General features: G+C 65.4%; 21 protein-coding genes. 10 read left to right on the plus strand and 11 right to left on the minus strand.

Annotation, left to right across the window (positions count from 1 at the left end; genetic code table 11):
* Nucleotides 1–65 precede the first annotated feature (65 nt).
* From mnmA to ASF81_RS15210, 5 genes are all read right to left on the minus strand, one after another.
* On the minus strand, nucleotides 66–1,277 hold the full coding sequence (gene mnmA / locus ASF81_RS02485; protein ID WP_055804354.1) for a tRNA 2-thiouridine(34) synthase MnmA: 1,212 nt from the start codon (nucleotides 1,275–1,277) through the stop codon (nucleotides 66–68).
* Between the two features lie 91 nt (nucleotides 1,278–1,368).
* Nucleotides 1,369–1,653, minus strand: coding sequence for a DUF1153 domain-containing protein (locus ASF81_RS02490; protein WP_026108337.1), 285 nt, complete (start codon nucleotides 1,651–1,653; stop codon nucleotides 1,369–1,371).
* Between the two features lie 172 nt (nucleotides 1,654–1,825).
* Nucleotides 1,826–3,604 (minus strand): flagellar hook protein FlgE, encoded by a 1,779-nt coding sequence (flgE, locus tag ASF81_RS02495; RefSeq protein WP_055804357.1) that lies wholly within the window; start codon nucleotides 3,602–3,604, stop codon nucleotides 1,826–1,828.
* 48 nt (nucleotides 3,605–3,652) lie between these two features.
* Nucleotides 3,653–4,381, minus strand: a complete 729-nt coding sequence (locus ASF81_RS02500; RefSeq protein WP_055804360.1) for a flagellar hook assembly protein FlgD — start codon at nucleotides 4,379–4,381, stop codon at nucleotides 3,653–3,655.
* Between the two features lie 4 nt (nucleotides 4,382–4,385).
* Nucleotides 4,386–6,266 (minus strand): flagellar hook-length control protein FliK, encoded by a 1,881-nt coding sequence (locus ASF81_RS15210; RefSeq protein WP_235559194.1) that lies wholly within the window; start codon nucleotides 6,264–6,266, stop codon nucleotides 4,386–4,388.
* Between the two features lie 389 nt (nucleotides 6,267–6,655).
* Between ASF81_RS15210 and flgK the strand changes: the two genes are divergently transcribed.
* The 9 genes from flgK (at nucleotide 6,656) to ASF81_RS02550 (ending at nucleotide 17,206) form a co-directional block, all read left to right on the plus strand.
* The gene (gene flgK / locus ASF81_RS02510; RefSeq protein WP_055804363.1) at nucleotides 6,656–8,773 is read left to right on the plus strand and encodes a flagellar hook-associated protein FlgK; all 2,118 of its coding nucleotides are present in this window, start codon (nucleotides 6,656–6,658) and stop codon (nucleotides 8,771–8,773) included.
* Nucleotides 8,770–9,735, plus strand: coding sequence for a flagellin (locus tag ASF81_RS02515; RefSeq protein WP_039246439.1), 966 nt, complete (start codon nucleotides 8,770–8,772; stop codon nucleotides 9,733–9,735). The genes flgK and ASF81_RS02515 overlap by 4 nt, the downstream gene beginning before the upstream one ends.
* 66 nt (nucleotides 9,736–9,801) lie before the next feature.
* A complete protein-coding gene (locus tag ASF81_RS02520; protein ID WP_055804366.1) occupies nucleotides 9,802–11,040 on the plus strand; it encodes a putative DNA modification/repair radical SAM protein in 1,239 nt (412 codons plus the stop codon).
* Complete coding sequence (locus ASF81_RS02525) at nucleotides 11,040–12,494, plus strand: UdgX family uracil-DNA binding protein (RefSeq protein ID WP_055804370.1); 1,455 nt, start codon at nucleotides 11,040–11,042, stop codon at nucleotides 12,492–12,494. The genes ASF81_RS02520 and ASF81_RS02525 overlap by 1 nt, the downstream gene beginning before the upstream one ends.
* A gap of 228 nt (nucleotides 12,495–12,722) precedes the next feature.
* Complete coding sequence (locus tag ASF81_RS02530; protein ID WP_055754759.1) at nucleotides 12,723–13,838, plus strand: ABC transporter permease; 1,116 nt, start codon at nucleotides 12,723–12,725, stop codon at nucleotides 13,836–13,838.
* Nucleotides 13,835–14,611, plus strand: coding sequence for an ABC transporter ATP-binding protein (locus ASF81_RS02535; RefSeq protein WP_055804373.1), 777 nt, complete (start codon nucleotides 13,835–13,837; stop codon nucleotides 14,609–14,611). The genes ASF81_RS02530 and ASF81_RS02535 overlap by 4 nt, the downstream gene beginning before the upstream one ends.
* A gap of 12 nt (nucleotides 14,612–14,623) precedes the next feature.
* Nucleotides 14,624–15,562, plus strand: a complete 939-nt coding sequence (locus tag ASF81_RS02540; RefSeq protein ID WP_039246448.1) for an MlaD family protein — start codon at nucleotides 14,624–14,626, stop codon at nucleotides 15,560–15,562.
* The gene (locus ASF81_RS02545) at nucleotides 15,559–16,209 is read left to right on the plus strand and encodes an ABC-type transport auxiliary lipoprotein family protein (protein WP_055804376.1); all 651 of its coding nucleotides are present in this window, start codon (nucleotides 15,559–15,561) and stop codon (nucleotides 16,207–16,209) included. Before ASF81_RS02540 ends, ASF81_RS02545 begins: the two co-directional genes overlap by 4 nt.
* Nucleotides 16,210–16,303: 94 nt before the next feature.
* Complete coding sequence (locus ASF81_RS02550) at nucleotides 16,304–17,206, plus strand: hypothetical protein (protein WP_055804379.1); 903 nt, start codon at nucleotides 16,304–16,306, stop codon at nucleotides 17,204–17,206.
* Nucleotides 17,207–17,209: 3 nt separating this feature from the next.
* Here ASF81_RS02550 and uvrA read toward each other — a convergent pair whose 3' ends face one another.
* The 3 genes from uvrA to ASF81_RS02565 form a co-directional block, all read right to left on the minus strand.
* On the minus strand, nucleotides 17,210–20,155 hold the full coding sequence (uvrA, locus tag ASF81_RS02555) for an excinuclease ABC subunit UvrA (protein WP_055804382.1): 2,946 nt from the start codon (nucleotides 20,153–20,155) through the stop codon (nucleotides 17,210–17,212).
* Nucleotides 20,156–20,265: 110 nt separating this feature from the next.
* On the minus strand, nucleotides 20,266–20,760 hold the full coding sequence (locus ASF81_RS02560) for a group III truncated hemoglobin (RefSeq protein ID WP_156363116.1): 495 nt from the start codon (nucleotides 20,758–20,760) through the stop codon (nucleotides 20,266–20,268).
* A gap of 25 nt (nucleotides 20,761–20,785) precedes the next feature.
* On the minus strand, nucleotides 20,786–21,220 hold the full coding sequence (locus ASF81_RS02565) for a hypothetical protein (RefSeq protein WP_055804385.1): 435 nt from the start codon (nucleotides 21,218–21,220) through the stop codon (nucleotides 20,786–20,788).
* A gap of 175 nt (nucleotides 21,221–21,395) precedes the next feature.
* Between ASF81_RS02565 and ASF81_RS02570 the strand changes: the two genes are divergently transcribed.
* On the plus strand, nucleotides 21,396–23,006 hold the full coding sequence (locus tag ASF81_RS02570; RefSeq protein WP_055804387.1) for an ABC-F family ATP-binding cassette domain-containing protein: 1,611 nt from the start codon (nucleotides 21,396–21,398) through the stop codon (nucleotides 23,004–23,006).
* 5 nt (nucleotides 23,007–23,011) lie between these two features.
* On the opposite strand, the gene ASF81_RS02575 is transcribed toward ASF81_RS02570, so the two are convergent.
* The 3 genes from ASF81_RS02575 to ASF81_RS02585 all read right to left on the minus strand — a co-directional run bounded on the left by ASF81_RS02575 (nucleotide 23,012) and on the right by ASF81_RS02585 (nucleotide 25,429).
* Nucleotides 23,012–24,589 (minus strand): EAL domain-containing protein, encoded by a 1,578-nt coding sequence (locus tag ASF81_RS02575; RefSeq protein WP_055804390.1) that lies wholly within the window; start codon nucleotides 24,587–24,589, stop codon nucleotides 23,012–23,014.
* Nucleotides 24,590–24,692: 103 nt separating this feature from the next.
* Complete coding sequence (locus tag ASF81_RS02580; RefSeq protein ID WP_055804393.1) at nucleotides 24,693–25,130, minus strand: hypothetical protein; 438 nt, start codon at nucleotides 25,128–25,130, stop codon at nucleotides 24,693–24,695.
* On the minus strand, nucleotides 25,127–25,429 hold the full coding sequence (locus tag ASF81_RS02585) for a rod-binding protein (RefSeq protein WP_039246464.1): 303 nt from the start codon (nucleotides 25,427–25,429) through the stop codon (nucleotides 25,127–25,129). Before ASF81_RS02585 ends, ASF81_RS02580 begins: the two co-directional genes overlap by 4 nt.
* Nucleotides 25,430–25,431 lie beyond the last annotated feature (2 nt).

The following is a 25,431-nucleotide window of genomic DNA, read 5'->3' on the forward strand; positions in this document are numbered from 1 at the left end:
GCGAGAAGTCTGCGATCTTGTTCCACCGCAGCTCCACACCGTCTCCACAATCGCACGAAGCGTGGTTAGGCGACGACCGCCGTCGTGTCGCGAATGAAGCCGCCGCCCAGGACGCGTTCGGGGTCCGTCGGATCATACAGGGCGCAGGCCTGGCCCGGCGCGACGCCTTCTTCGCCATCGTCGAAGACGACGCGGATATCGCCGTCGATCAAGGCGAGACGGGCTGGCGAGGGCTGGCGGGTCGAGCGGACACGGGCCAGGACCGGGATGTTGGCCTCGGCCGCCTCGGTGATGGTCGCCTCGTCGCCCAGCCAGTTGGTTTCTTCCAGCGTCAGACTGGCCGTCAGCAGGGCTTCGCGCCGGCCGACGATGACACGACGGGTCTCGGGCTCCAGCCGGGTCACGAACAGCGGCTCGCCCACGGCAATGTTCAGGCCGCGGCGCTGGCCGATAGTATAGTCCGTGATGCCCGCGTGCCGGCCCAGCACCCGTCCGTCCATATGCACAATCTCGCCGGCCTCACGCCCTTGCGGACGCAGGCGGTCGATCAGGGTGCGATAGTCGCCGGAAGGTACGAAACAGATATCCTGGCTGTCCGGTTTGGCGGCGATCTTCAGGCCCAGTTCGGCGGCGACGCCGCGCACCTGTGGCTTTTCCAGATCGGCCAGGGGGAAGCGCAGATAGTCCAGCTGGTCCTGGGTCGTGGCGAACAGGAAGTAGGATTGGTCGCGCGAATGATCGATGGCCTTGCGCATCTGCGAGCGGTTACCGGCGACGGCGCGGCGGACGTAGTGACCCGTCGCCATCGCTTCGGCGCCCAGGTCGCGCGCCACGTCCAACAGGTCGCGGAACTTGACGGTCTGATTGCAGCGGATGCAGGGGACCGGGGTCTGGCCCTTCAGGTAGCTGTCGGCGAACTGGTCGATCACCGCATCCTTGAACCGGCTCTCATAGTCCAGAACATAGTGCGGGATGCCGATCATGTCGGCGGCCAGACGGGCGTCGTGAATGTCCTGGCCCGCGCAGCAGGCGCCCTTCTTCTTCAGCGCCGCGCCGTGGTCGTAGAGTTGAAGTGTCACGCCGACGACGTCATAGCCCGCCTTGTGCAGCAGGGCCGCGACGACGGTGGAATCCACTCCGCCCGACATGGCGGCTACGACCCGCGCGCCGACCGGCAGGCCGACCGCCGCCCGCGCGCTCTCGACCGCCGCGTCCATGTCGGTGCGGGCGATGTCGGGAACGGGGCAGAAATCTTCGACCAGGGTCATCGCGGCCATTTAGTGCGGAACCGGCGCGATTTCGAGGCCCGCAAAAGAAAAGGGCCGCACCCGTCGCCGGATGCGGCCCTTAACGTCTTCGGGGAAACCCTCAGGAGCGGTAGCTCTGGATCCGCGTCGTGCGCAGGCCCTGCATGCCCCATTTGTCGATGGCCTTCTGCCAGGCCAGGAACTCTTCGGCCGTCAGGCGATATTTCGCCAGGGCGTCGTCGAGGCTGAGCAGGCCGCCGCGAACGGCGGCGACGACCTCGGCCTTGCGCCGGATCACCCACCGGTCCGTGTTGGACGGCGGCAGGTCGTTGAGGGTCAGGGGCGTGCCAGTCGGTCCGACCACGTATTGTTCGCCTTTGCTATTAAGGCGTCGCTCTTGCAACATGGGCTTATGCCTCTTTCACCAACACCGTAGTGTCATGAAGGTAGGCGTCCCCGACTAAGGTCCGTTTAAGGGTCGTGGTGAAGGAACGGATAACTTCCGCCCCTCCCTGAACGACTCTGTAAACCTTGCTTGCGCGACGATTCATCGAGACTAACGCTTACTTACTCGCCGATCAGCGTTTGATGTTGATCAACTCGGCCAGCATTTCATCGGCCGTGGTGATGATTTTGGACGAGGCGGAATAGGCGCGCTGGGTGGTGATCAGGCCGGTGAACTCGGCCGACAGATCAACGGTCGAGGACTCCAGCTGCTTGGCCGCGATCTCGCCCGCGCCGCCCGTTCCCGCCGCCTTCAGGTTGAAGGTGCCGGACTGAAGGCTGACGGCATAGGCGTTGCCGGACACTTCACGCAGGCTGTCGGGGCTGGGGAAGGTGGCGACCGCGACCTGGGCGATGCGGCGCATGACGCCGTTGTCGAAGATGGCGGTGACGTAGCCGCCTTCATCAATCGTGATTTCGCTCAGATTGCCGAAGGCCGTTCCGTTGGTGACCGTCGACTGGACGACCGAGGCCGTGTTCAGCTGGCTGAGGCCGCCGGCCGAGGTATTCAAGTCCAGGGTCACCGTCTGGGCGGCGATGCCCAGGCCGTCGGCCCATTTGACTTTGCCGTTGTCTGAAGGGTCAGCCGGGTCAATGGTGTTGCTCGGGTCGGATTCCAGGAAGGTCAGCGAGGCCTGGGTCGGGTCATCGAACAGACCTTTGCCCGCCGGCCAGCCCTGCATCGTCTCGATGTCCAGACGTCCCGAGGGGGTGAATGCGATGAGGCCGGTCTTGATCTGACCGTTAGAGTAGGGGGCGCCTGTCACGACATCCTCGGCCGGTACGGCGACGATTTCAGCGTACCACTGGTTCGGCTCGGCGCTCTTCAGGAAACGAATTTCCAGATTGCGCTGGCCGCCTTTGGAGTCCGACACCGGGATGTTCATCTTGAAGTCGGGCTTCACGCCGACAGGGTTGTCGTCGTCGGCATTATACATCGCCATTGAGTTGACGCTTGGATCATACTTGCCCTTGGCGATGCCGTCCGTGTTCATGCCGATGTCGGCGAAGTTTATGGCGAAGGTGGTGCCGTTGACCGGCGGGGTGCCGCTCATCGGGGTGATGTCAATGGCGGTTGCGGTTGCGGTGGCCGAGCCGTTGGTCCCGCTCGAAGGCGTAAAGGAGGTCAGGGCGCCGGCCGCGTTGTAGGTCGCCGTACCGGTGATCGAGGTGATGCCGGTCTTGATCGTCACCTGATAGGTGCCCGTGCCTGTGCGTTTGTAGGCGACCGACATATTGTGGCTGACCGGCGGCGTGGCGGCGTCCTGCACATTGTTGTTGGTGTACGGAGCGGCCGCCGAAGACACATCCTGGGTCGAACGCAGGTTGGCGTTGATCTGGACGCGAGTGGTCGGTTCGGCGGTGCCGCCGACCGAGCCGATGTTGATCGAGCGCAGGCGCGACAGGTCGGACGGATCGGTCGAGATTTCGCCGTTGGAGTCGACCGGCCAGCCTTGGAGATACAGGCCGGCGCTGTTCTTCAGATAGCCTTGCTTGTCGACGGTGAAGGCGCCGGCGCGCGTGAACAGGCGGGTGTCGGTCGCGCCGACGTTCTCGGCCTGCGTCGTGGTGACGAAGAAGCCCTGACCGTTGACGGCGAGGTCGGTGCTGGAGGTCGTGCGCTGAAGCTGACCTTCCTGGCTGACATAGGAGCGGGTGTTGGTGGTGACGCCGCCGGCCGAGTAGCTGCCGCCCGATGCGGTCTGGCTGTTGACCAGCGTCTGGAACTCGCTGGCCGTGCGCTTGTAGCCGACGGTGTTAACGTTGGCGATGTTCTGGGAGATCGCCGCCAGGGCGGCGGAGTTGGCGGCCAGGCCGGACACGCCGGCCAGCATTGCACTGTTGAGGCTCATGGAAGAACGCTCCTTAAATAGAGGTCATCGGGAAGGCGGCGGATCGCATCATGCGGCCGCCTCCTCGGTGGGGACGTTCGGATTCTCCGTATCGTCGGTATCGTTGGCCGCCTGTGCCTTGATCTCGTTCAGCGAGATCACGGTCGAGAGCGGAAGGATGGAGTCGCCGATCACCAGATACGGCGCGCCGTTGTACATCTCGACGCCGGTGACCCGGCCCTGGATCAGGGCCTGGGCGTCGACCTTGGCGCCGGTCGCGTCGGTAGCGGCGACCTTCAGCGTATAGACGCCGCCGTCTTCGGCCGTGCCGCCGTCCTTCAGCTTGCCGTCCCAGGAGAAGGTGTGCAGGCCGGACGTCTTGTCGGGCGCGGCGCCCTCCCAGACGACGACGCCCTTGCTGTCGACGACCTGCAAGGTGGCTTTGTCCGCGTCGGCGCCCAGTTCATAGGCCCAGCTGGCCTTGCCATCGTTGAACTCGGTGGCGGTCCAGGCGGCGGTGACGCTCTTGCCGATGTAGTTGGCGGCGTTGTCCAGACCGCCGCCGGCCTGGGCGGCCAGCAGGCTGGTCAGCAGGTCGTTCGTCAGCAGTTGCTGCTCCACGCCAGCCATCTGGGTCAGTTGAGCGGTGAATTGGTTGGAATCCAGCGGCGACAGCGGATCCTGGTTCTTCATCTGCGTGGTCAGGAGGGTCAGGAAGGTCTCGAAGTTCGAGGCCAGGGCCTTTGTGCCGCCGGTGACCCGGCCGGCTGCTGCGCTTGTGGTGACGGCGTCGACCATGGGGTCAGACCTTCAGATCGACGCGGTCAGGCGTCAGGGAATGATTGATCCAGGCGCCGGGCGCCGGGACGATGGGCATGTCGGCCTGGGCCGCGAGGCGAGAGGCACCGGCGAACAGGGCGTTGCGTTGCTGCTGGCGCTCGAAGGCGCCGCCGCCCGCGGACGGATCGCGTTGCGAGAAGTCGAGCGCGTCGCCTGCAACCTGGAAGCCCGCCTCCTGAAGCTGGCGACGCAGTTCGTCAGCGCGGCCCTTCAGATCGGCGGCGGCGGCGGGATTGTCGAAGGCCAGGCGAGCGGACAGCTGGCCGTCCTTGCCGATCTCAAGACTGACATCGACGCGGCCCAAATCTTCGGGCGTCAGCACCATGTCGAACCGGGTCGAACGGCCTTCGAGCTTGCGAGCGATCTGTGCGGCGAGTTGAGCGGTGGTCTCGACGGTGGCGCGTGACAGGGTGGACAGGCCCTGAGCATGGCTGGACGCGGCGGCCTGTTGGGCAGGCTGCGCATCGACCGGCGCGGGGGTTGCGGTGGTGGTTTCGGGCGACGCTGAATCCGACGTGGCGGCGCCGGCAATCGCGGGTTCGGCTGCCTTGGCGGATGAGAGCGTCGGCTTGGCGGCGACTTCGATCGCGGCGCCGGAAGGGGTGGCGTCTTCGATCGTCGCGTTCTGAACCGGAGGAACGGCAGTGTCGCCGGTTGGGTCCAGCGCGTTATGGAGGTTGCCGCGCAGGGGTTCTCCGGCCTGCAGCGAGGCCGGCGGTTTCGGCGTGTCGGCCGGGGAAGCCTCTGCCGACTGTTCGGACGCCGCTTCATTGAGGACTACGACGACGTCGGCGGCGGCTATAGCGGAGGACTTGGGCGTCGTTGCGTTGACGGCGATCTGGACCTGAGCGGCCGGAATCTGAGCGGCCGTAAGGGATTGAGCGTTGGGCGAGGGAGCGGCCGGCGTGTCGGTGTTGGCGACAGCCGTCTGGATTGTGCGGGTCGCAGCGTCGAACGTCGCAGACGCCGGCGGCGCTGCGTCGGTCGGACGAGGCGCTGCGTCGCCCTTGACCGTAAAGGCCGGCTTGGGCGCGACTGTCGGCTTCGGACCGTCGGTCGTCGTCGTCGGCTGAGCGGGCGTGACCGGGGCCTCGGCGGCCTCGAATTCAGCCGGCTTCGCCACGGCGGGAGAAGAGGTCGACGCTTCGGTCGTCAGGATTTCGGAGAGTTCCGAAAGGACTGCTTGAGCGGTCGCGGCCGCCAGGGCGGTCTTCGCTTCAACGTCCTGGTCGGCAGGCGCCGACGCAGTCTTGGCTGTGGTGTCAGTTGCAGCACGAGGATTTGTAGCGAGTGTCGTCGTCATCGTCTCAGGCGCAACGAATGCGACTGACGCAACATCTTGGGGAGCTTGTGCATCGACAGGGCTTTCCCCCGCGTCCTCGGAAACGGCCGACGAGCCCGCTACGACGATCGATTGAGCGACCGGAACGGCCGGCGTCAGTTGCGCGGGTGTAAACGGCGTTGCGGCGACGAGGCCAGAGCTATCGTCGTCATTCGCGGCTTTGTCCGTGCCGATCTGCTGTTCGTTGGCCGGGACGGGCTGCGTTTCGGAGTCTGCTATCTCGCCCAAGATCGTAGGGACGCTTTCGGTTGTCGGGGTCGGCGTGTCGGTGCCCGGTTCCGTTGCCATGGGCTGGGCCATGATGACGCCCAGCGACCGAGCGCCCGTCAGACGGCCGGGCGTCATCCGTTCGACAGGCGCGCCGTGGACGCCCGTGTTCAGCGCGTCGGCGACCTTGCTGGAGAACAGGCCCGCATCGGCTGACTCTGCGCCCAGAGCGGCAGCCGACGTTCCGGTCGAAACCAGAGGGGCAGGCGCGAGCAGGGCGGAGGTGGTGGACATGGAAGCGCGGCGGCTTTCGTAAGGAGCGACGACGGCGCCTGCTGCGCCCAAGAGTTCGCCGCCCTCGACGCAAGGGTCGGGCCAAGAAAATAAGTCAGCAAAAACAATGCAAAACTTAGCCTTGGGATCTGTGGCCCCGAAGGGCGGCGGTCGTTATTGCCGCGCTCTCGCCACTTTTTGCCCGGCTTCGCACGTTGCCGATCAGCGACACGCGGGATGCCCGGAATCCGATTGGCCCGACCTTTGCGCGTCTTTCCCATCATGACGGCCGCCCGATCAACAATCTTGTGGAAAAACAACGCTTTATGCGAGCGGGCGCGGCGCGTGGCTGGGCAAGAACTGCGCGTCGCGATGCAGCGGTTGCCGGGTAGGGCAGGGGAGACGCGTCAATGTCGCTGAACTCGATCATGAACATTGCGACCTCAGGGCTGAAGACCGCCCAGTCGCAGTTGCGTGTCACCGCCGACAATATCGCCAACGTCGATACGCCCGGATACATCCGCAAGGTCGCCGATCAGTCGGCCGCCGTCACCAATGGCTATGGTTCGGGTGTCGACGTCACGCGGGTGCGTCTGGCGACAGACCGTTTCCTGCAGGCGGCCAGCCTCAGCGCCGGGGCGGACGCCGCGCGCCAGACCGTGCGCTATGAGCTGTACGACCAGATCCAGAACCAGTTCGGCGATCCCAGCAGCGACACCAACTTCTTCGCTCAGGTCGACAAGCTGTTCGCCACCTATGCGACCCTGGCCGAAAGCCCGACATCATCGGCCGGGCGTCAGGACACCATCTACAAGACCCAGGCGATCTTCAATCAGGCCGCCGGCATCGCGTCCCAGATCCAGTCAGCGCGTCAGGAGGCGGACGGCCGGCTGCTGAGCGCGGTCGAGACGGTCAATCCGCTGCTGGAACAGATCGCCAAGCTGAACAAAACCATCGCCGCCGGCACGGTGACGAACGAGGATGTGACGGGCGCCCAGAACGCCCAACTTGGCCTGATCAACGAACTGTCCAAATATATGGATGTGAAGGTCGAGGCGCGCTCGAACGGCGGCGTGACGCTGCGCACCAACACAGGCACGACCCTGGTGGGCGAGGGGGCGGCGACGCTGTCGTACCAGGCGGCTGGCACTGTGGACGCCATGACGGCCTTCTCGGACATCATGATCACCGAGCCCAGCGGCACGCGCTGGCCGCTGTTGGACGGCGTGTCGTCCGGTCAGATCCGGGGTCTGGTCGAGATGCGCGATGTCGATGCGCCAGCTGCCGCCGCGCGCCTGGGTGAGTTGACGGCCAAACTCGCGGACGAACTGAACCGCGCCCATAACGCCAATAGCAGCGTTCCTGCGCCGACCACCCTGACGGGGCGCAACGTTGGACAGTCGCTCGAGAACGCCCTGACCGGCTTCACCGGCACGACCACCATCTCGACGGTCAATGCGTCGGGCGTGGTGCAGGCCTCGGCCCGGATCGTCTTTTCCGGCGGGACGATGACGATCAACGGCGCCGCCGCCGATCCGACCACCTTCCTCAGCGTGCTGAACGCCCAACTGGGCGGCACGGCGACGGCGAGCTTCTCGGATGGCCAACTGCGCCTGGACGGGGCGGCCGGAAACGGCGTGGCCATCGCCGACGATGCGACATCGCCCAGCACGAAGGGCGGGCGCGGATTTTCGCACTGGTTCGGCCTGAACGACCTGGTCACTACGACCACGCCGACCTTCTACGAGACGGGCCTGACCCTGACGTCTCAGCATGGGTTCGATCCGGGCGAGAGCCTGACCTTGCGCTTCGCCGGCCCATCGGGCGCGCGCCTTCGCGACATCACCGTGTCCGTGCCCGCCGGGACCGGAACGATGGGCGAGATGCTGGGCGCGCTGAACGACCCCATCACGGGCGTTGGCCGCTATGGCGCCTTCAGCCTGGATGCTGCGGGCAAGCTGTCATTCAAGGCCTACGACCCGTCTGCGACGTCGATGAGCGTCGTGAAGGACAATACGACCCAGGATCCGTCCGGCGTTTCAATGTCGCAACTGTTCGGCCTGGGCGCGACCGGATCGACGCGGGCGGGCGCCTACACGGTGCGCAGCGATATTCAGCAGGACCCCGGCAAGCTGGCCCTGGCGCAACTGAACCTGTCGGCAGCGGCGGGAACGCCGGCGCTGAGCAAGAACGATGGGCGCGGCGGCCTGGCGCTGGGGGATGTGGGCAAGAAGAACGTCGCCTTCGCTGCGGCCGGCGGAAATGCCGGCGGGACCAAGACCCTGTCGTCCTATGCGGCGGACTTCGCCGGCGAGATCGGCGGTAAGGCCTCGGCCGCAAAGACCCGCAGCGAAACGGCAAGCGCCCTGGCCAAGGAGGCGGACAGCCGTCGCACCTCGGCCGAAGGCGTGAACATGGACGAGGAACTGGTCAACATGACCACCTTCCAGCAAGCCTATAACGCCTCTGCGCGCCTGATCCAGGCGAGCAAGGACATGTACGACGTACTGATCGGAATCCTGCAATGACGCGCGTCGCGACCCACGGGAACTACCAGTCGGCCTTGCTCAGCCTGATGAACGCGCAGGGCCGCGCGCAGCAGGCGCAGGAGCGGATCGACAGCGAGAAGATCGCCACCGATATGTCTGGCTATGGTCGAGGCGCCGAACAGCTGACCAGCCTGACATCGACACAGGCGCGGCTGGAGGGCTTCATCTCCACTGGCGAGGCCGTGAAGGCGCGTCTGAGCGCCCAGGATCTGGCCATGAGCCGCATCTACGAAGGCGGTAATGCGGCGCGCGAGGCCATTGCAAACAGCCTGGCGGCCGGGCGGATCGACAATCTGATGGTCGAGCTCGGTCTGAACTATCAGACGGTGCAGGGTGGACTGAATGCGGAACACCAGGGCTCGTACCTGTTTGCGGGGGGGCAAAGCGACATCGCGCCCGCCACAGCCGCGACCATGGCCGATTTGACGACGGCGCCGTCCACCGCCGCGACCTTCGCCAACGACACCTTGAAGCAGAAGTCGCGCATCGACGAGAAGACCACGGTCGAAACCGGGTTTCTGGCCAGCGAGATCGGCGGGCCGCTGACTGAGGTGTTCCGCAACATTCAGGCCTTCCAGAACGGCACGGCTGTGACCGTCGGCGGCGTGACCTATACGCCAGCTGGCGCCGGCACTCTGACGGGACAGCCCGACGCCAACGTCACCGCTTTTCTGAAGGCGCAGATGGGCGAGCTGGACAAGGCGAATGCGGGCCTGACGAACCAGACGGCCAAGAATGGTCTGATTCAAAACCACGTCGAGACGGCGCTGGACGCCCAGGAAAATCAGAAGACCGCCCTGCAGAAGATGATGCAGGACAAGTCCGGCTATGATCCGGCACGGGCGATCACCGATCTGCAGATGGCGCAGGTGGCGATCGAGGCTTCGGCTCAGATCATCAACTCGCTGAAGAGCACGTCGCTGCTCAATCTGCTGCGTTAAGTCGTCGTTTCAAAAAAGAAAACGGCAACGCTGGACCAAACGTCGTTCCGGAACGTATCATGAACGATGGCCCGTCTCGATCTGCGTCGAAAACTTTCCGTTCTGGCTGACGCCGCCAAGTATGATGCCTCCTGTTCGTCGTCCGGAACGTCGAAACGAAACTCCGTCGACGGCAAGGGGATCGGCTCGACCGAGGGCATGGGTATCTGTCACGCCTATACGCCCGACGGTCGATGCATCAGTCTCCTCAAAATCTTGCTGACCAACTTCTGCATCTACGATTGCGCCTATTGCATCAATCGCGTGTCATCAAATGTGGAGCGCGCGCGCTTCGATGTCGACGAGGTCGTCGACCTGACGCTCAACTTCTACAAGCGCGACTATATCGAGGGCCTCTTTCTGTCGTCGGGCATCATTCGATCCGGCGACTATACGATGGAGCAGCTGGTCCTGGTGGCCAAGACGCTGCGGGAAGTCCACGATTTCCGAGGTTATATTCATCTGAAGCTGATCCCGGAGGCGGATCCGAAGCTGGTGGAGATGGCGGGACTGTATGCCGACCGCCTGTCAGCCAATATCGAGCTTCCACGCGACGAGGCGCTGGCGCGACTTGCGCCGCAAAAGGATGTCGGGGTCATTAAAAAGGCGATGAGCCAGGTGCGCCTGGGCGTCGAGGCGGCCAAGCCGGCCAAACGTGAAAAGATCAAACCGCCGAAGTTCGCGCCGGGCGGCCAGAGCACCCAGCTGATCATCGGCGCCGACGGCGCGCCGGATACGGAAATCCTGGATCGCAGCGCTTCGCTCTACGGCGGTTACGGCCTGCGTCGCGTCTATTATTCGGCGTTCAGCCCCATCCCGGACTCCAGTTCGATCCTGCCGCTGTCTAAGCCGCCGCTGATGCGTGAGCATCGGCTGTATCAGGCCGATTGGCTGATGCGGTTCTATGGCTTCTCCGCGCCGGAGATTGGCGAGGGGGCATCGAACGGCATGCTCGATCTGGCGGTCGACCCCAAACTGGCTTGGGCTCTGAACAAGCGCGAGCAATTTCCCGTCGATGTGAACCGCGCGCCGCGCGAGATGCTGCTCCGTGTGCCGGGGCTGGGCGTGAAAGCTGTGGACCGGATTGTCTCGGTGCGCCGCTATCGGACCCTGCGGCTGGAGGACGTCGGACGACTGACGCGATCGGTTGCCAAGATTCGGCCCTTCATTACGGCGCTGGACTGGACGCCAGGCGGTCTGACGGACGCGGCGGACCTCAAGGCGCGCGTGACCAGCCGAACGCCCGAGCAGTTGAGCCTGTTCTGATGGCGGTGGCGACGCTGGACGGTGAGACCGACTTCGACGGCTGGCGGAAAGCGGCGCGCGCGTTTCGATTGGCGGGTGTGGAGCCTGCGGCGGCGCGGTTCGTCGTGGCGGGGACGATGGAACAGGGCGGGCTTTTCGATCAGCCGATTGCCGAAGAGGCGTCGCCGACGCCGGATGAGCGCAGAGCTTTCAACGTCCCGAAAGAGTTCGTGGACCTAGCCCAGAACCTGATCCTGCATCGATCCGCTGACCGTTTCGATCTGATGTATCGGCTGCTGTGGCGGCTGAAGGATGAGCCGGACCTGATCAAGGTCATTTCAGACCGGGACGTCGCCGACGCGCTGGAGCGGGTCAAGAACGTCAGCCGGGCTTCGCACAAGATGAAGGCCTTCGTTCGCTTTCGCCAGGTGCATGACGATCTGGGCGAGGCCTGGGTGGCGTGGTTCGAGCCGCCGCATCGGGTTTTGGAAAAGACCGCGCCCTTCTTCGAGCGGCGATTCACGACCATGCGCTGGTCGATCCTGACGCCGGATGGTTCGGCCTTTTGGGATGGAGAAGCCTTGCGGTTCGGCCCGCCAGCCACCCGCGACATGGCGCCGGCCGAAGACGAGATCGAGGATTTCTGGAAGACCTACTACGCCTCGACCTTCAATCCCGCGCGGCTGAAGGTGAAGACGATGCACGGAGAGATGGCCAAGTCCTATTGGAAGAACCTGCCGGAAGCCGCCCTGATCCCGGAACTGGTCGCGGCCTCGTCGGTTCGAACCGAGACCATGGTCGCCACGCCGTCTCCTCAGCCCAATCCGCGTTTCGCGCGCGCCGTCGCGCCTGACCTCCATTTGGCGCGTCCCGACGCCGAGGCCGTGCCCGAAAACCTAGACGATGTCGCAGGCGGCGTTCAGGCCTGTCGCCGTTGCCCGCTTTACCGCGACGCGACGCAGGGCGTGTGCGGGGAGGGGCCGAAGTCGGCGCGTCTGATGATCGTCGGCGAGCAGCCGGGCGATCAGGAGGATCTGGCGGGCCGCGCCTTCATCGGGCCGGCGGGACAGGTGCTGAACGCCGCCTTGGCCGAGGCCGGCATTGATCGATCCGACGTCTATGTCACCAACGCGGTCAAACACTTCAAACACGAACCGCGCGGCAAACGTCGCCTGCACAAGACGCCGAATGCGGGCGAGGTTCAGGCCTGCCGCTGGTGGCTGGATTCGGAGCGAAGGCTGATCAAGCCGCAGGTCGTGCTGGCCCTGGGGGCGACGGCGGGTTTGGCGTTGCTGGGTCGCAAGCCGGCTGTGATGCAGGAACGCGGCGCGCCGATCGACCTGAGCGACGGATCGACCGCCGTACTGACGGTCCACCCCTCCTATCTGCTGCGTCTGCCGGACGAGGCGGCGAAGTCCGAGGCGAGACGGTTGTTCATTGAGGATCTGACGGCCGTGCAGCGTCGTATGAGGTGACGCGAGAACGAATCCCGTTCGGCCGCGTTTGGCATCAGCGCCAGCGTGACCGTTGGACGTTTCATCGGGGGAGGCGATCTCGACACGGTCGATCGACAAACATCCGCGCGAATGTCATCGCGCGTTGACATCGAATGCCGGCTTGACCATTAGCGCGGCAGGGATTTCGGCTGTCTGTTCAGAGCGTCAGGGGAAAATCGCGATGTCAGATCGGTCTTCAGGGGCGCGATGAACACGGCTGCATACGAAATCGTCGATAGAGATGGCGAGGCCCGTCTGCGCCTGACCGGCGACTGGACGACCACGGCGCTGGGTCGTCTGCCGACGGAACTGAGCCGCGATCTGGAAGGCCGCGATATCGCCAGCATCGACACCTCGGATCTCGGTCGCTTCGATACCGCCGGCGCGCTAGCCTTGGTGCAGGCCTCAAGCGGCCGCCTGTCCAAGAGTCAGTGGAAGGACCGACCCGAGGCCGGTCGTATCTACCACATGATCGAACTTCTGGAGCGCCAAAGCGCCCCGGCGCCGAAACGCCCCAGCGCCTTCGTGCGCACCTTCGCCAAGATCGGCCGTGGCGTTTACGATTTCGGCGGAGAGGCCATGTTGTCGCTGGCCTTCTTGGGTCGGCTGATGGCCGCCGTGGTGGAAGCCGCCAAACACCCCGGCGGCATCCGTTGGCCGGCCTGGGTCAGTCAGGCCGAGCGCGCCGGACTGGACGCCATTCCGATCGTCATGATCACCAACTTCTTTATCGGCGCGGTGATCGCCTTCATCGGCGTGGACCTGCTGACCGACTTCGGCGCCCAGGTGTTCGCGGTTCAACTGATCGGCGTCGCTATGTTCCGTGAGTTCGCGGTAGTCATCGCCTCGGTCTTGTTGGCTGGACGTTCGGCTTCGGCCTTTGCGGCCGAGATCGGATCGATGCGGATGAACCAGGAGGTCGACGCCATGCAGGTTATGGGCGTCAATCCGTTCCAGGCATTGGTGATCCCGCGCGTCGCGTCCCTGGTGCTGATGCTGCCGCTGCTGACCTTCATGGGCATGATCGGCGGTCTGGTCGGCGGTCTGGTCGTGTGCTGGAGCTCGCTGAATCTTGGTCCGTCCTTCTTCTTCCAGCGTCTGGTCGAGGATGGCACCATGGCCCAGCATCTGATGGTCGGTCTGGTGAAGGCGCCGGTCTTCGCCCTGGTGATCGCCGCGATCGGTTGCCGTCAGGGCATGTCGGTCGCCGGCGACGTCGAAAGCCTGGGCCGGCGCGTGACGGCCGCCGTGGTTCAGGCCATCTTCGCCATCATCTTCCTGGACGCCGTGTTCGCCCTGGTGTTCCTAGAGCTGAACATATGACCGAGGCGCCAGAAAACCTGATCGAGGTGCGCGGCCTGTTGAGCCAGTTCGGCGAGCGCACCATCCACGAGAACCTCGACCTCGACCTGGTGCGCGGCGAAGTCCTGGGCGTCGTCGGCGGATCGGGCGCGGGCAAGACCGTACTGCTGAACACCATCATCGGACTGAAAGAGCCCGAGGGCGGATCGGTGAAGGTGCTGGGCTACGACCGTGCGACCCTGACCGACGATCAGTCGGCGGACATCGAGCGCCGCACCGGCATCCTGTTCCAGCAGGGTGCGCTGTTCTCGTCGTTGAGCGTGTTGGAGAACGTCGCCTCGCCACTGGTCGAGCACACCAAACTGCCCAAAGCGATCATCTATGAATTGGCCGAACTCAAGATCGCCATGGTGGGCCTCAAGCCCGAGCACCACCACCTGAAGCCCGCCGAGCTGTCGGGCGGCATGAAGAAGCGCGCCGGCCTGGCGCGTGCGCTGGCGCTGGACCCGGAACTGGTGTTTCTGGACGAGCCGACGGCGGGTCTGGACCCCATCGGCGCGGCCGCGTTCGACGATCTGATCCGGCAACTGGCGGACGACCTCGGTCTGTCCGTCTTCATGATCACCCACGACCTCGATACGCTCTATGCCATCTGTGACAAGGTGGCGGTGCTGGCGGACAAGCGGGTCGTGGAAAAGGCCACGGTGCAGGAGCTGGAAGGCTCCGACCATCCGTGGATCAAAGAATATTTCCTGGGGCCGCGCGGACGCGCAGCCACCAAGTCTGCCGCCTGAGGAGAGCGGATCATGGAAAGAGACGCACATTACGCCGCCGTCGGCATCGCCACCGTCGCCCTTCTGGCGGCCCTGGCGGTGTTCACCATCTGGCTGGCCCGGCTGCAGTTCAACAGCGACTACGACATGTACGACATCGTCTTCTATGGGCCGGTGAATGGCCTGTCCGAAGGCGGCGAGGTGCATTTCAACGGCATCCGCGTCGGCGAGGTCACTGACCTGAACATCGACACCAAGCGCGGCGACCAGGTGATCGCCCGTGTCCGCGTTGACGGCACGACGCCGGTGCGCGTCACCTCGCGCGCGCAGCTGGAGCCGCAAGGCATCACCGGTCTGAACTACATCCAGATCACCGCCGGCTCGCCCAACAGCGCCCTGCTGAAAGAGCAGTATCCGGATAATGTCGTGCCAGTGCTGCAAAGCCAGCCGTCGCCGATCGCTGAACTGTTGAGTGGTTCGGGCACGGTTCTGGCCCAGACCGTGGATGCGCTGAACCGGATCAACCGCGTCATGTCCGATGACAATATCCGCAGCTTCTCCACCAGTGTGAAGAACGTCGAGGCGCTGACGACTGAACTGGAAGCCCGCAAGGCCATCTTCCAGCAGTTGGAAGAGGCCGTGACCAACGCCAACGCGGCGGTGAAGGAATACCAGGCCCTGGCCGTCGACACGCGTCAGATCATCAATACGGACGGTCGCCAAGCCATCGCCAATATCAACTCGGCGACGGCGGAAGCCCGCACGGCGATCGCCTCGGCCAACCGTTCGATCACGGGGCTGGAGCGTCCTTTGGGTGACTTTGCGACGACCAGCCTGCCGCAATTGACCGGCACGATTGAAGAGCTGCAAGACGCCACCCGGTCTCTGCAATCCCTGATCGACGACGTCCGCGCCAGCCCGCGTGACTTCATCGGTCGTCCGAAATCCAAAGAGCTGGAGGTGCAGCCGTGATCCTTCGTCCTGTCCTTCGACTGGCGGCGCCCGCCGCTGTCCTGACCGCGCTGAGCGGATGCGCCCTGCTGTCGTCGCCGGACCCGGTGCAGAACTATCGGTTCGGCCTGCCGATGGCCGCGCCGTCGTCGGTGGGCGACACGCCTGCGCCTCTAACGGTCTCGATCCGCCGCATCGAGTTCCCGCAGGCGACCGGCGACGACAAGATCCTCGGCGTCACGGGTCTAGAGACGGCCTATATTGGCGGCGCACGCTGGGTGTCGCCGGCCTCGACCCTGTTCGACGACAGCTTGAAGGCGGCCTTCGCCAACCGAGCGGATCGCATTCGCGTGCTGGGTCGCCGCGAGCCGGGGACGCCGCCGCTGGTCCTGCAAGTCACGGTCACGACCTTCGAGGCTCGATACGCCGCGCCGGGAGCCGTGCCGGATGTCGTCGTGACCGCGCGGGCGCAGCTGCGCTCCACCCCGGAACGGCGCGCTGGCGGCGGGACCATTCGTCCCGAGGAAGGGCGCTCGGTTGAGCGGGTGTTCACCGTGACCCAGCCCGCCGGCGACAATCGCGTGTCCGCCATCGTTGCAGCCTTCGACACGGCGACGCGCGACATCAACACCCAGATCGCCGACTGGACGATCGCCTCCGCGAACTGAGACGATCGAACGCATGATGCCGCGACGGCGGCGGTGCGGGACGTAGGCTTGCGGATGCGCTAGGGTGCGCCGCGAATCTGCTCCCGGAGTTGTCATGAGTTTTTCCGCCACCGACGCGGCCTTCGAAGGCTTCCGGGTCGTTCGCCGGCATCCGATCGTCGCGGTCGCCTGGGGCCTGGTCTATCTGGCCGTCTATGTCGCCATGTTCGGCCTGGGCGCAGACAAGTGGGCCAGTCTGATGGCGGCCGGCGAAGCGCTGGAACAGTCGGCCAACCCGTCGATGGCGGAGTTTCAGGCCCTAGGCCAGACCTATGCCGGAGCCCTGATCTGGGCCGCGCCCATCGGCCTGCTGGTCGGCGCGGTGCTGAGCGCGGCGGTGGCGCGCTCCGTCTTGCGGCCGGACGAGTCGTCGTGGGGCTATCTGCGCCTCGGTATGGATGAGGTCCGTGTTCTGGCGGTCAGTCTGATCGTCAGCTTGGCTGTCGGCTTGGCGTCGGGCGTCGGCATGATGGTGGTCGGCGCGGCCATCGGTTTCGGCGCGGCGTCGGGTCAGGCGCTGCTGATTTTGGCCGGCGTGCTGCTGATCTTCGCCGTCTTTGCGCTGATCGTCTGGCTGGCGATCAAGTTGAGTCTCGCGGTGCCGATGACGATCGATCGCCGCAAGATCACCATCGTGGAATCGTTCGCCGCCACCAAGGGGCATTTCTGGTCGCTGCTGGGCATGGCCGTGATCGCCATCATCATGTCCCTGATCGTCAGCATCCTGGGCATGATCATCGGCGCAGCCGCAGACCTCGCCACCGGCGGCATCCAGACGCTGGCGCGCTTCGACGGCGAGGGACTGGGTCAGATCCTGATGCAGGCTTGGCCGGCGATCCTGGTGTCGTCGATCGTCAACGCCTTCCTCGCCGCGCTGCAACTCGCGGTACTGTATGCCCCGTTCGCAGCGGCCTGGAATGGGCTTCGAGGCGGTCAGTCGACCGACGTCTTTTCCTGACGATCAGGCCGACGCCTTCACCCTTTTCTTCTTGGCCGGAGGATCAACGGACCCGCCCAGGGCCGCCACGCGCGCCTTGCGGCGGTCCTCGTGCCGATCCAGCACCTCCTTGAGGTATTTGCCGGTCCAGCTGGCCTTGTTGTCCGCGACCTGTTCGGGCGTGCCGACCGCAACGATCTCGCCGCCGCCGTCGCCGCCTTCAGGTCCGAAGTCGAGCAGATAGTCGGCGACCTTGATGACATCGAGGTTGTGTTCGATCACCACAATGGTGTTCCCGGCCTCGACCAGTTCCTGCAGCACTTCCAGCAGCTTGCGCGTATCCTCGAAGTGCAGGCCGGTGGTCGGCTCGTCGAGGATGTACAGGGTGCGGCCGGTGGCGCGCTTGGACAGCTCCTTGGACAGTTTGACCCGCTGGGCCTCGCCGCCCGACAGGGTGGTCGCCGGCTGGCCGACCTTGACGTAGCCCAGGCCGACCCGTTCCAGCGTCAGCATCTTGTCGCGGATCGGCGGCACGGCCTTGAAGAAGGTCGCCGCCTCCTCGACCGTCATGTCCAGCACGTCCGAAATGGACTTGCCCTTGAACACAATCTCCAGCGTCTCGCGGTTGTAGCGTTTGCCCTTGCAGACGTCGCAGGTGACATAGACGTCCGGCAGGAAGTGCATCTCGATCTTGATGACGCCGTCGCCTTGGCAGGCTTCGCAACGCCCGCCCTTGACGTTGAAGCTGAACCGCCCGGGGCCATAGCCGCGCGCCTTGGATTCCGGCAGGCCGGCGTACCAGTCGCGGATAGGCCCGAAGGCGCCGGTATAGGTCGCGGGGTTCGAGCGCGGGGTGCGGCCGATGGGCGACTGGTCGATGTCGATGACTTTGTCGAAATGCTCCAGCCCTTCGATCCGGTCGAACGGGGCAGGGGCCTCCGATGCATTGTTCAGGCGACGCGCGGCGGCCTTGTACAGGGTCTCGATGGTGAAGGTGGACTTGCCGCCGCCGGAGACACCGGTGATGCAGGTGAAGACGCCGACCGGGATTTCGCCGGTGACGCTCTTCAGATTGTTGCCGTTGGCGCCGCTGATTTTCAGCATACGCCTGCGGTTGATGGGGCGGCGACCCTCGGCGGGGATTTCGATCTCGCGCTCGCCGGTCAGGTATTTGCCGGTCAGGGACTTGGGGTTGGCCATGACCTGAGCCGGCGTGCCCTCGGCGCAGACCTGGCCGCCATGAACACCGGCGGCCGGGCCCATGTCGATGACGTAGTCCGCGGTCAGGATGGCTTCTTCGTCATGCTCGACCACGAGGACCGAGTTACCAAGATCGCGCAGGCCCTTCAGGCTTTCCAGCAGGCGGGTGTTGTCGCGCTGGTGCAGGCCGATGGACGGCTCGTCCAGCACGTAGAGGACGCCAGTCAGGCCCGAGCCGATCTGCGACGCCAGGCGGATACGCTGGCTCTCGCCGCCCGACAGGGTGCCGGAGGATCGGGACAGGTTCAGATAGTCCAGGCCGACGTTGTTCAGGAACCGCAGCCGGTCGCAGATTTCCTTCAGGATGCGCCGGGCGATCTCCATCTGCTTTTCGGTCAGGTTCTCTTCCAGCGTCGAGAACCACAGATAGGCCTTGGAGATCGACAGGGTGGAGATGTCGGCGATGTCCTCGCCGCCGACTTTGACCGCCAGGGCCTCGGGCTTCAGCCGCTTGCCGTGGCAGGCGTCGCAGGGCGTCTCGGACTGATAGCGGGCCAGTTCCTCGCGCACCCAGGCGCTGTCGGTCTCGCGCCAGCGGCGCTCCAGGTTTGGCAGCACGCCCTCGAACGGCTTGGAGACCTCGTATTTGCGGGCGTTGTCGTCATAGACGAACTTGATCTTCTCGGACCCCGTGCCGTGCAGGATGGCCTTGTGCGCCTGGGCGGGCAGGTCGCGCCACGGCTTGTCCATCGAGAAACCATAGTGGAGGCTGAGCGACTGCAGCGTCTGGGTGTAGAGCGGCGACGGCCCACGCGCCCACGGCGCCACGGCGCCCTTGTGCAGGGTCTTGTCGCGGTCCGGGATCACCAGATCGGCATCAAAGGCCAGCTTGACCCCCAGGCCGTCGCAGACCGGGCAGGCGCCGAAGGGGTTGTTGAACGAGAAAAGGCGCGGCTCGATCTCACTGATCGTGAAGCCCGACACCGGGCAGGCGAACCGTTCGGAGAACAGGATGGAGCGCGGCGCGGTCTCACCTTCCGCCGTCGAGGCCCATTCGGCATTGGCGATGCCGTCGGCCAGACCCAGCGCCGTCTGCAGGCTGTCGGCGTAGCGGGCTTCCTGATCCGGCTTGGTGACGATCCGGTCCACCACGATGTCGATGTCGTGCTTGAACTTCTTGTCCAGCGTGGGCGCTTCGTCGATCGGATAGAATTGCCCGTCGATCTTCAGGCGCTGGAAGCCCTGACGCTGCCACTCGGCGATTTCCTTCTTGTACTCGCCCTTACGGCCGCGAACGACGGGGGCGAGCAGCAGGATGCGCTCACCATCGGGCAGGGCGACCAGCTTGTCGACCATCTGGCTGACGGTCTGGCTCTCGATGGGCAGGCCGGTCGCCGGCGAATAGGGCACCCCGACGCGCGCCCACAGCAGGCGCATGTAGTCGTGGATTTCCGTCACCGTACCGACGGTCGAGCGCGGGTTCTTGGACGTCGTCTTCTGCTCGATCGAGATGGCCGGCGACAGGCCTTCGATCAGATCCACGTCCGGCTTGCCCATCAGCTCCAGAAACTGGCGGGCATAGGCCGACAGGCTCTCGACATAGCGCCGCTGGCCTTCGGCATAGATGGTGTCGAACGCCAGCGAGGATTTGCCCGACCCCGACAGGCCGGTCATCACCACCAGCTGTTCACGCGGAATGTCGAGATCCACGCCCTTGAGATTGTGCTCGCGGGCGCCGCGAACGCGGATGAAGTTGTGCTTTTCGGTCATGCTGTCCGGAGAACGCGGAGGAGGGCCGGCGGGTCCGGCGCGACATCGCTATATGGGGACGAATTGCGTGATTGAAGCAAGAACAAAGTAGGAACATTGCGGCTGACGCATCATTCGGGCGTCCACGATTGCGTGGGGCGCACGAAGCGCTCGCCCTTGGCCAGAAGCACGCCACTGGCGTTGGCGACACCCAGTTCAAGGCTTTCGGCGATGCGGCGGGCGCGTTCAATGAAGTGGTCGGCGGCGATGGGCGGGCACAGGGCACGCGCAGTTTCGGCGAACAACTCCAGCCAGCGATCGAAATGCCGCGCATCGATGGGAAGGGGTAGGTGTTTCGGCATCGGCCGGCCCTGATAGACGCCCGTGGACAGGGCGACGGACGACCAGAACAGCTTCATCTGCGCTAAGTGCGGCGCCCAGTCGGTGATCCGGTCCGCGAAAATCGGGCCGATCAGCGCATCGTCGCGGACGCGGGCGTAGAAGTCTTCGACCAAGGCGTCGATCATGGCTTCTTCTATGCCCGTTTCGTCCCGCAGGCGCTGGACGGCGGCCTCGCGCCGCGCGGCGGCGCCGGCGGGGTCTTCGATGCGGAAACGGGTTTGCATGACGGCTGGTCTAGCCGTCGCCATCCTATTGGTCGAGGAAGTCGCCGGCGTTGAATGACAGGATGCAGATGGCGTCTCCGCCCGTCGCATCGGTCGAGCAGGAATCGACTCCGAACAGGTCGGCCTCGACCTTTGCGGTCGAGCGGAACGTGCGGCCGTCACGCTGGAATGTCGATCCGATCTTCTCGCTCCAAGGGATCAAGGCCTTGGCGAAGGCGGCGGCCGGCGCACCCGTGCAGGTAAACAGCATATATTCTGCGCCGTCCCCGTTGTCCGCGCGGCGATAGGCGTCGGCTGCGGCGGCCTGCTCCAGGCAGGCGGCATAGAGCCGCGCGTTGGGCGTCGGCGCCTGGGTCGGAACGGCGCTGTAATCCGGGGCTGACGGCGGCCGGTCCGGCGCAGTCGCGCATGCGGCGCAAGCCAGTGTGGAGACGATGGCGAGGGTGATGACGGTCTTCATGATTGTCTCCTCAACGCCAAGCTTCTCACGCGGCCGTGTTCGACGCCAGACTTGCGCATTGCGGGATTACGACCCATCCTCCCTGTTCTGACGCGTTTTGCAGAAGGTTTGACGATCATGATCATCGCATTGGCCACCGGTTCCGCCCTGTCCGCCATGCTGCTCGTGATCCTCAATGCCAATCAGCCCAAGCCGAAACGCGTCCCCGTCCGCACTCGCGACACTCGACAAGGTCGCCTCTAGGACGCCGGACGGCGCCACATTATTCGACAATCTGAGCCTGACGTTCGGGCCTGAGCGAACCGGCATCGTCGGTCGCAATGGCGCGGGCAAGAGCACGCTTCTGCGCCTGATCTCGGGCGAAGCCGCGCCTGCCGAGGGTGCAGTCGCGCGAACCGGCACGATTGGCGTGTTGGATCAGCGGTATGAGCCAAACCCCGGTGAGACCGTCGCTCAAACCCTGGGCCTTGGAGCGGCGCTGGCTGTTGTGGCGCGGGTTTTGGCGGGGCAGGGAACGGCTGACGATCTGGCCGAGGCGGACTGGACGCTGGAGACTCGTCTTGACGAGGCCCTAAGAGATGTCGGGCTGCCTGACCTGGACTACGAACGCCTGACGTCCAGTCTCAGCGGGGGCGAGCAGACGCGGTTGCGGCTGGCTGGATTGAGGCTGACCCGGCCCAACTTGATCCTGCTGGACGAGCCGACCAATCATCTGGATGCGCAGGCGCGGGCGCTGGTCGCCGATGTCATCGCGCGTTGGGACGGAGGGGTCGTGGTGGTCAGCCATGATCGCAACCTGTTGCGCCGCATGGACCGAATTCTTGAAGTGTCGAGCTTGGGTGTCGCCAGCTATGGCGGCGGCTATGACGCCTATGTTGAGCGAAAGGCGCTGGAGGGCGAGGCGGCGACGCGGGATCTGGCCGAAGCCAAGCGCGAACTCGCGCGTACTGGCGCCGAGGCTCAGCAGCGCGCGGAGGCCCAGTCGCGCCGCGACGCCGCCGGCCGTCGCAAGGCTGCCAAGGGCGACATGCCGAAAATCCTGCTGGGTGCCCGGGCCGAGCGCGCTGAAAACACGGGCGGGCGCGGCGGCTTGCTGGCCGAACGTCAGGCCGCGGCCGCGCAGGACGCCTTGGCCTCAGCCCAGGCGCGCGTAGAGCGAACGCGGACGCTGGCGATCCCGATGCCGACGACCGGCCTGCCAACGGGACGGACGGTGCTGACGATGGACCAGGCCGGCTGGGCGACACCCGAGGGGCGGACGATCGTCGGGCCGGTCGACCTGAACCTGGTCGGGCCGGAACGGGTCGCGATCACGGGACCGAACGGCGCGGGCAAGACGACCCTGCTGCGGCTGATCACCGGCGATCTTTCACCGACGACGGGCGCCGTCGATCGGCCTGTGCGTGCGGTGCTGCTGGATCAGGAGGTCAAGATCCTGAGCCCGGACGAAACGCTGGTGGAGGCGTGGCGGCGATTGAATCCGCAAGGGTCGGTCAATGACGCCCAAGCGGCGCTGGCTCGCTTCCTGTTTCGCAATACGGCCGCGCAGCGCCGGGTCGGCGAGCTGTCAGGCGGCGAGCGGCTGAGGGCGGGTCTGGCCTGCGTCATGACAGGCGCGACGCCTCCGCAGTTGCTGGTGTTGGATGAGCCGACGAACCACCTCGACTTGGACGCCATCGCGGCGGTCGAAGAGGCGCTGAACGCCTATGACGGCGCCTTGATCATCGTGAGCCACGATGTGGATTTCCTGTCGGCGCTGAAGATCACGCGCACGGTCCAGCTCTGAGGTCGTCAGCCCCAGGCCTCGACGGCGCCCTTGCGACGGACCATCGACGGGCTGGACAGTTGGGTGCGCGGCTCGGCTTCGGCCCGGCCAAACAGCCAGCCTTGGCCGTATTCGACGCCCGCCGCCTTGAGCTCGGATGCGACACCGTCGGTCTCGATCATCTCGGCGATGGTTTCCAGCCTCATCGAACGGCACATTTCGACGATGCTGTGCAGCATAGCCTTGGAGCGTTGGTCGGTCTGGATGTCGCGCACGATGGCCCCGTCGATCTTGACCGAGTCCACGGACAGTTTGCGCAGATAATCGAAGGCGGCGGCTCCCGCGCCGAAATCGTCGATGCAGACCTTGATGCCGGCTTCGCGCAGCGCGGCCAGGCGACGGTCGGCGGCTTCGATGTCTGCGACGGCGGAGGTTTCGGTCACTTCGACCATCAGGCGACGACGTTCCTCGGGCGCGCCGGCGGTCATGCGCAGCAACTGCTCGACATAGGTGTCGTCGCCCAGCGAGGCGCCCGAGACATTGATCGCCATCTTCAGCAGTCCGGCGCCGGGCTGGCGCATCCGCTTCAGCACCTTTTCCGCCACCGCGAGATCGAATGACTCGATCATGTCCAGCTCCTCGGCCATGCGAATGGCTTCGGCGGGACCGCTGTTGCCGCTGAATCGGGTCAGGGCCTCGAAGTGATGGACCGCTCGGGAATCCAGATGGACGATAGGCTGATAGTGGACCTGGAACTCGCGCGACTTGACCAGGCTGCGGAAGGTCTCGGCGTCGCGGAAGGTGCGCTTCAGCGAGTCTGCGAAGGCGATCTGCGGATTGGCGAGGCCGTCGCCCTTCAGGCATCCTTCGATGGCGAACCGCATGGCGCGCAGCACGCACAGGGAATCCGATCCGGGCGGGACGGGCGAGCTGAACGCCTCCGCTCCCAGCGACAGGCCTTCGGCCCGACCGGCCTCCACGATTTCGGCGGCGATGTCGCGGCGGTCGTTGGCGGCGCGGAGAAGGGCATAGCGGACGCCGGTGACCTGCGACGCGCTCGATCCCTCGACGGCGGCGGATTGAAGCGTGGCCTCGATGCGGCGGTTCAGACGGTCGGCGGCTTCGCCGGTGACATTCTCCAACCCAGTGATGTCGAGGAAGGACAGGGCCAGGTCGGGGTTGGACTCCAGCACGCGCCCGGCGTCGGCCAGAAAATCCTCCGGTTCCAGAAGCGGACGCGTCTCCAAATCCTCCAGCGCAAAGGCCGGGCCTTCGTAGGAGATGGCGCAGGAGACGGCCGGCGCCATCTGCGGCAGCACGAAGGCGCGGAAAGAGGCGCGGCGCACGCGATCGGGACCGGCCGCCACCAGGATCGATGTCGCGGGAATACGCACGCCGGCCTTCATGCCTTGCAGGGCGGTCAGGGTGGATGCGCCGTCGTGCAGCAGCTCGAGCAGGGGACGGCCCGTCCAGGTCGCGCCTGCGTCTTCGCCGGCCACGGCGCCCGCGCCGATCGCAAAGGCGACCACGCCTTTCGGATCCACCTCCACCAGGGTGTCGGCGGAAGCGAAGGCCAGGCCTAGGAGGCGAGTGGTCAGCGTCATGAGGCCATGCTGGCACACAGTCGCTTAAAAAATAGGCAATGACCCTTAGGACGCGAACCGTGATCTGCGAACGGCGAAGGGCCGTCCCTTCAGGCCATGCGCTTCAGGCCATTCGGTTCAGGGCGACAGCGCGTCCGTCGCCTAGCGAGGCGCGGCCGTCGGCGGCATAGGCGGAGGCGGGTGTGCGAGCAGCGGTGACTTCCGCCGCGATGGCGCGGACCAGGCCCTCGGAGATTTGACGCGCGGCGTCGACGGCGCGGCTGTGACGAGTCAGGGCGGCGTCGAACTCACGCGTGGCGTCGACCAGTGTCCTGCGGTCTTCGAGCGGAGCGCCGCTCAGCAGCGCCGGATTGGCCTTCACATGGGCGGAATCGCGACGGTAGAGATTGGCCATCTCCTGAGTTTCCGACAGACCGGCCGCCACATCCTGAGGACGGCCATCGGCGAAGGCGGCTGTTTCGGCCTTCAGCCGCTCGGTCAGGCGCAAGGTCAGGGTCGTCAACTGACGAACCCGCGCCTGGGCCAGTTCGGTGTCGCTCATGGCCGGCCCTCCTGCATCTTCAGCATTTCGGCCATGACGGTGTTGCTCAGGCCGATGCCGCCGGCCTTCACCGTGGACTTGGCCATTTCGTCCAGCATGAAGCTGCGCCATGTCGCCTCGCCCTGGCCGCCGCCGAACAGGCCGTCGGTCGACAGGCCTTCGAACATCGGCTTCAGCATTTGCGAGATGAAGGTGGCCTCGAAGGCCTTGGCGGTTTCCGCGATCTTGTCTCGGTTAGCCGCCGTGGGCGCGGCCGCGGCAGGGCGCAGCAGATCGGCGGAGACGGTCAGGTCGGTCATGC

Origin of the sequence: Brevundimonas sp. Leaf168, from assembly GCF_001423685.1 — a bacterium.
Classification (GTDB): domain Bacteria; phylum Pseudomonadota; class Alphaproteobacteria; order Caulobacterales; family Caulobacteraceae; genus Brevundimonas; species Brevundimonas vesicularis_C.

Coding starts and splice junctions, on each gene's coding strand:
- ASF81_RS02540 (WP_039246448.1), top strand. CDS start 14,624: ATGGAAAGAGACGCACATTACGCCGCCGTCGGCATCGCCACCGTCGCC.
- ASF81_RS02575 (WP_055804390.1), bottom strand. CDS start 24,589: ATGACGCTGACCACTCGCCTCCTAGGCCTGGCCTTCGCTTCCGCCGAC.
- uvrA (WP_055804382.1), bottom strand. CDS start 20,155: ATGACCGAAAAGCACAACTTCATCCGCGTTCGCGGCGCCCGCGAGCAC.
- ASF81_RS02525 (WP_055804370.1), top strand. CDS start 11,040: ATGGCGGTGGCGACGCTGGACGGTGAGACCGACTTCGACGGCTGGCGG.
- ASF81_RS02570 (WP_055804387.1), top strand. CDS start 21,396: ATGCCAATCAGCCCAAGCCGAAACGCGTCCCCGTCCGCACTCGCGACA.
- ASF81_RS02585 (WP_039246464.1), bottom strand. CDS start 25,429: ATGACCGACCTGACCGTCTCCGCCGATCTGCTGCGCCCTGCCGCGGCC.
- ASF81_RS02515 (WP_039246439.1), top strand. CDS start 8,770: ATGACGCGCGTCGCGACCCACGGGAACTACCAGTCGGCCTTGCTCAGC.
- ASF81_RS02500 (WP_055804360.1), bottom strand. CDS start 4,381: ATGGTCGACGCCGTCACCACAAGCGCAGCAGCCGGCCGGGTCACCGGC.
- ASF81_RS02550 (WP_055804379.1), top strand. CDS start 16,304: ATGAGTTTTTCCGCCACCGACGCGGCCTTCGAAGGCTTCCGGGTCGTT.
- ASF81_RS02490 (WP_026108337.1), bottom strand. CDS start 1,653: ATGTTGCAAGAGCGACGCCTTAATAGCAAAGGCGAACAATACGTGGTC.
- mnmA (WP_055804354.1), bottom strand. CDS start 1,277: ATGGCCGCGATGACCCTGGTCGAAGATTTCTGCCCCGTTCCCGACATC.
- ASF81_RS02520 (WP_055804366.1), top strand. CDS start 9,802: ATGGCCCGTCTCGATCTGCGTCGAAAACTTTCCGTTCTGGCTGACGCC.
- ASF81_RS02565 (WP_055804385.1), bottom strand. CDS start 21,220: ATGAAGACCGTCATCACCCTCGCCATCGTCTCCACACTGGCTTGCGCC.
- ASF81_RS02530 (WP_055754759.1), top strand. CDS start 12,723: ATGAACACGGCTGCATACGAAATCGTCGATAGAGATGGCGAGGCCCGT.
- ASF81_RS15210 (WP_235559194.1), bottom strand. CDS start 6,266: ATGTCCACCACCTCCGCCCTGCTCGCGCCTGCCCCTCTGGTTTCGACC.
- ASF81_RS02560 (WP_156363116.1), bottom strand. CDS start 20,760: ATGCAAACCCGTTTCCGCATCGAAGACCCCGCCGGCGCCGCCGCGCGG.
- ASF81_RS02580 (WP_055804393.1), bottom strand. CDS start 25,130: ATGAGCGACACCGAACTGGCCCAGGCGCGGGTTCGTCAGTTGACGACC.
- flgK (WP_055804363.1), top strand. CDS start 6,656: ATGTCGCTGAACTCGATCATGAACATTGCGACCTCAGGGCTGAAGACC.
- flgE (WP_055804357.1), bottom strand. CDS start 3,604: ATGAGCCTCAACAGTGCAATGCTGGCCGGCGTGTCCGGCCTGGCCGCC.
- ASF81_RS02535 (WP_055804373.1), top strand. CDS start 13,835: ATGACCGAGGCGCCAGAAAACCTGATCGAGGTGCGCGGCCTGTTGAGC.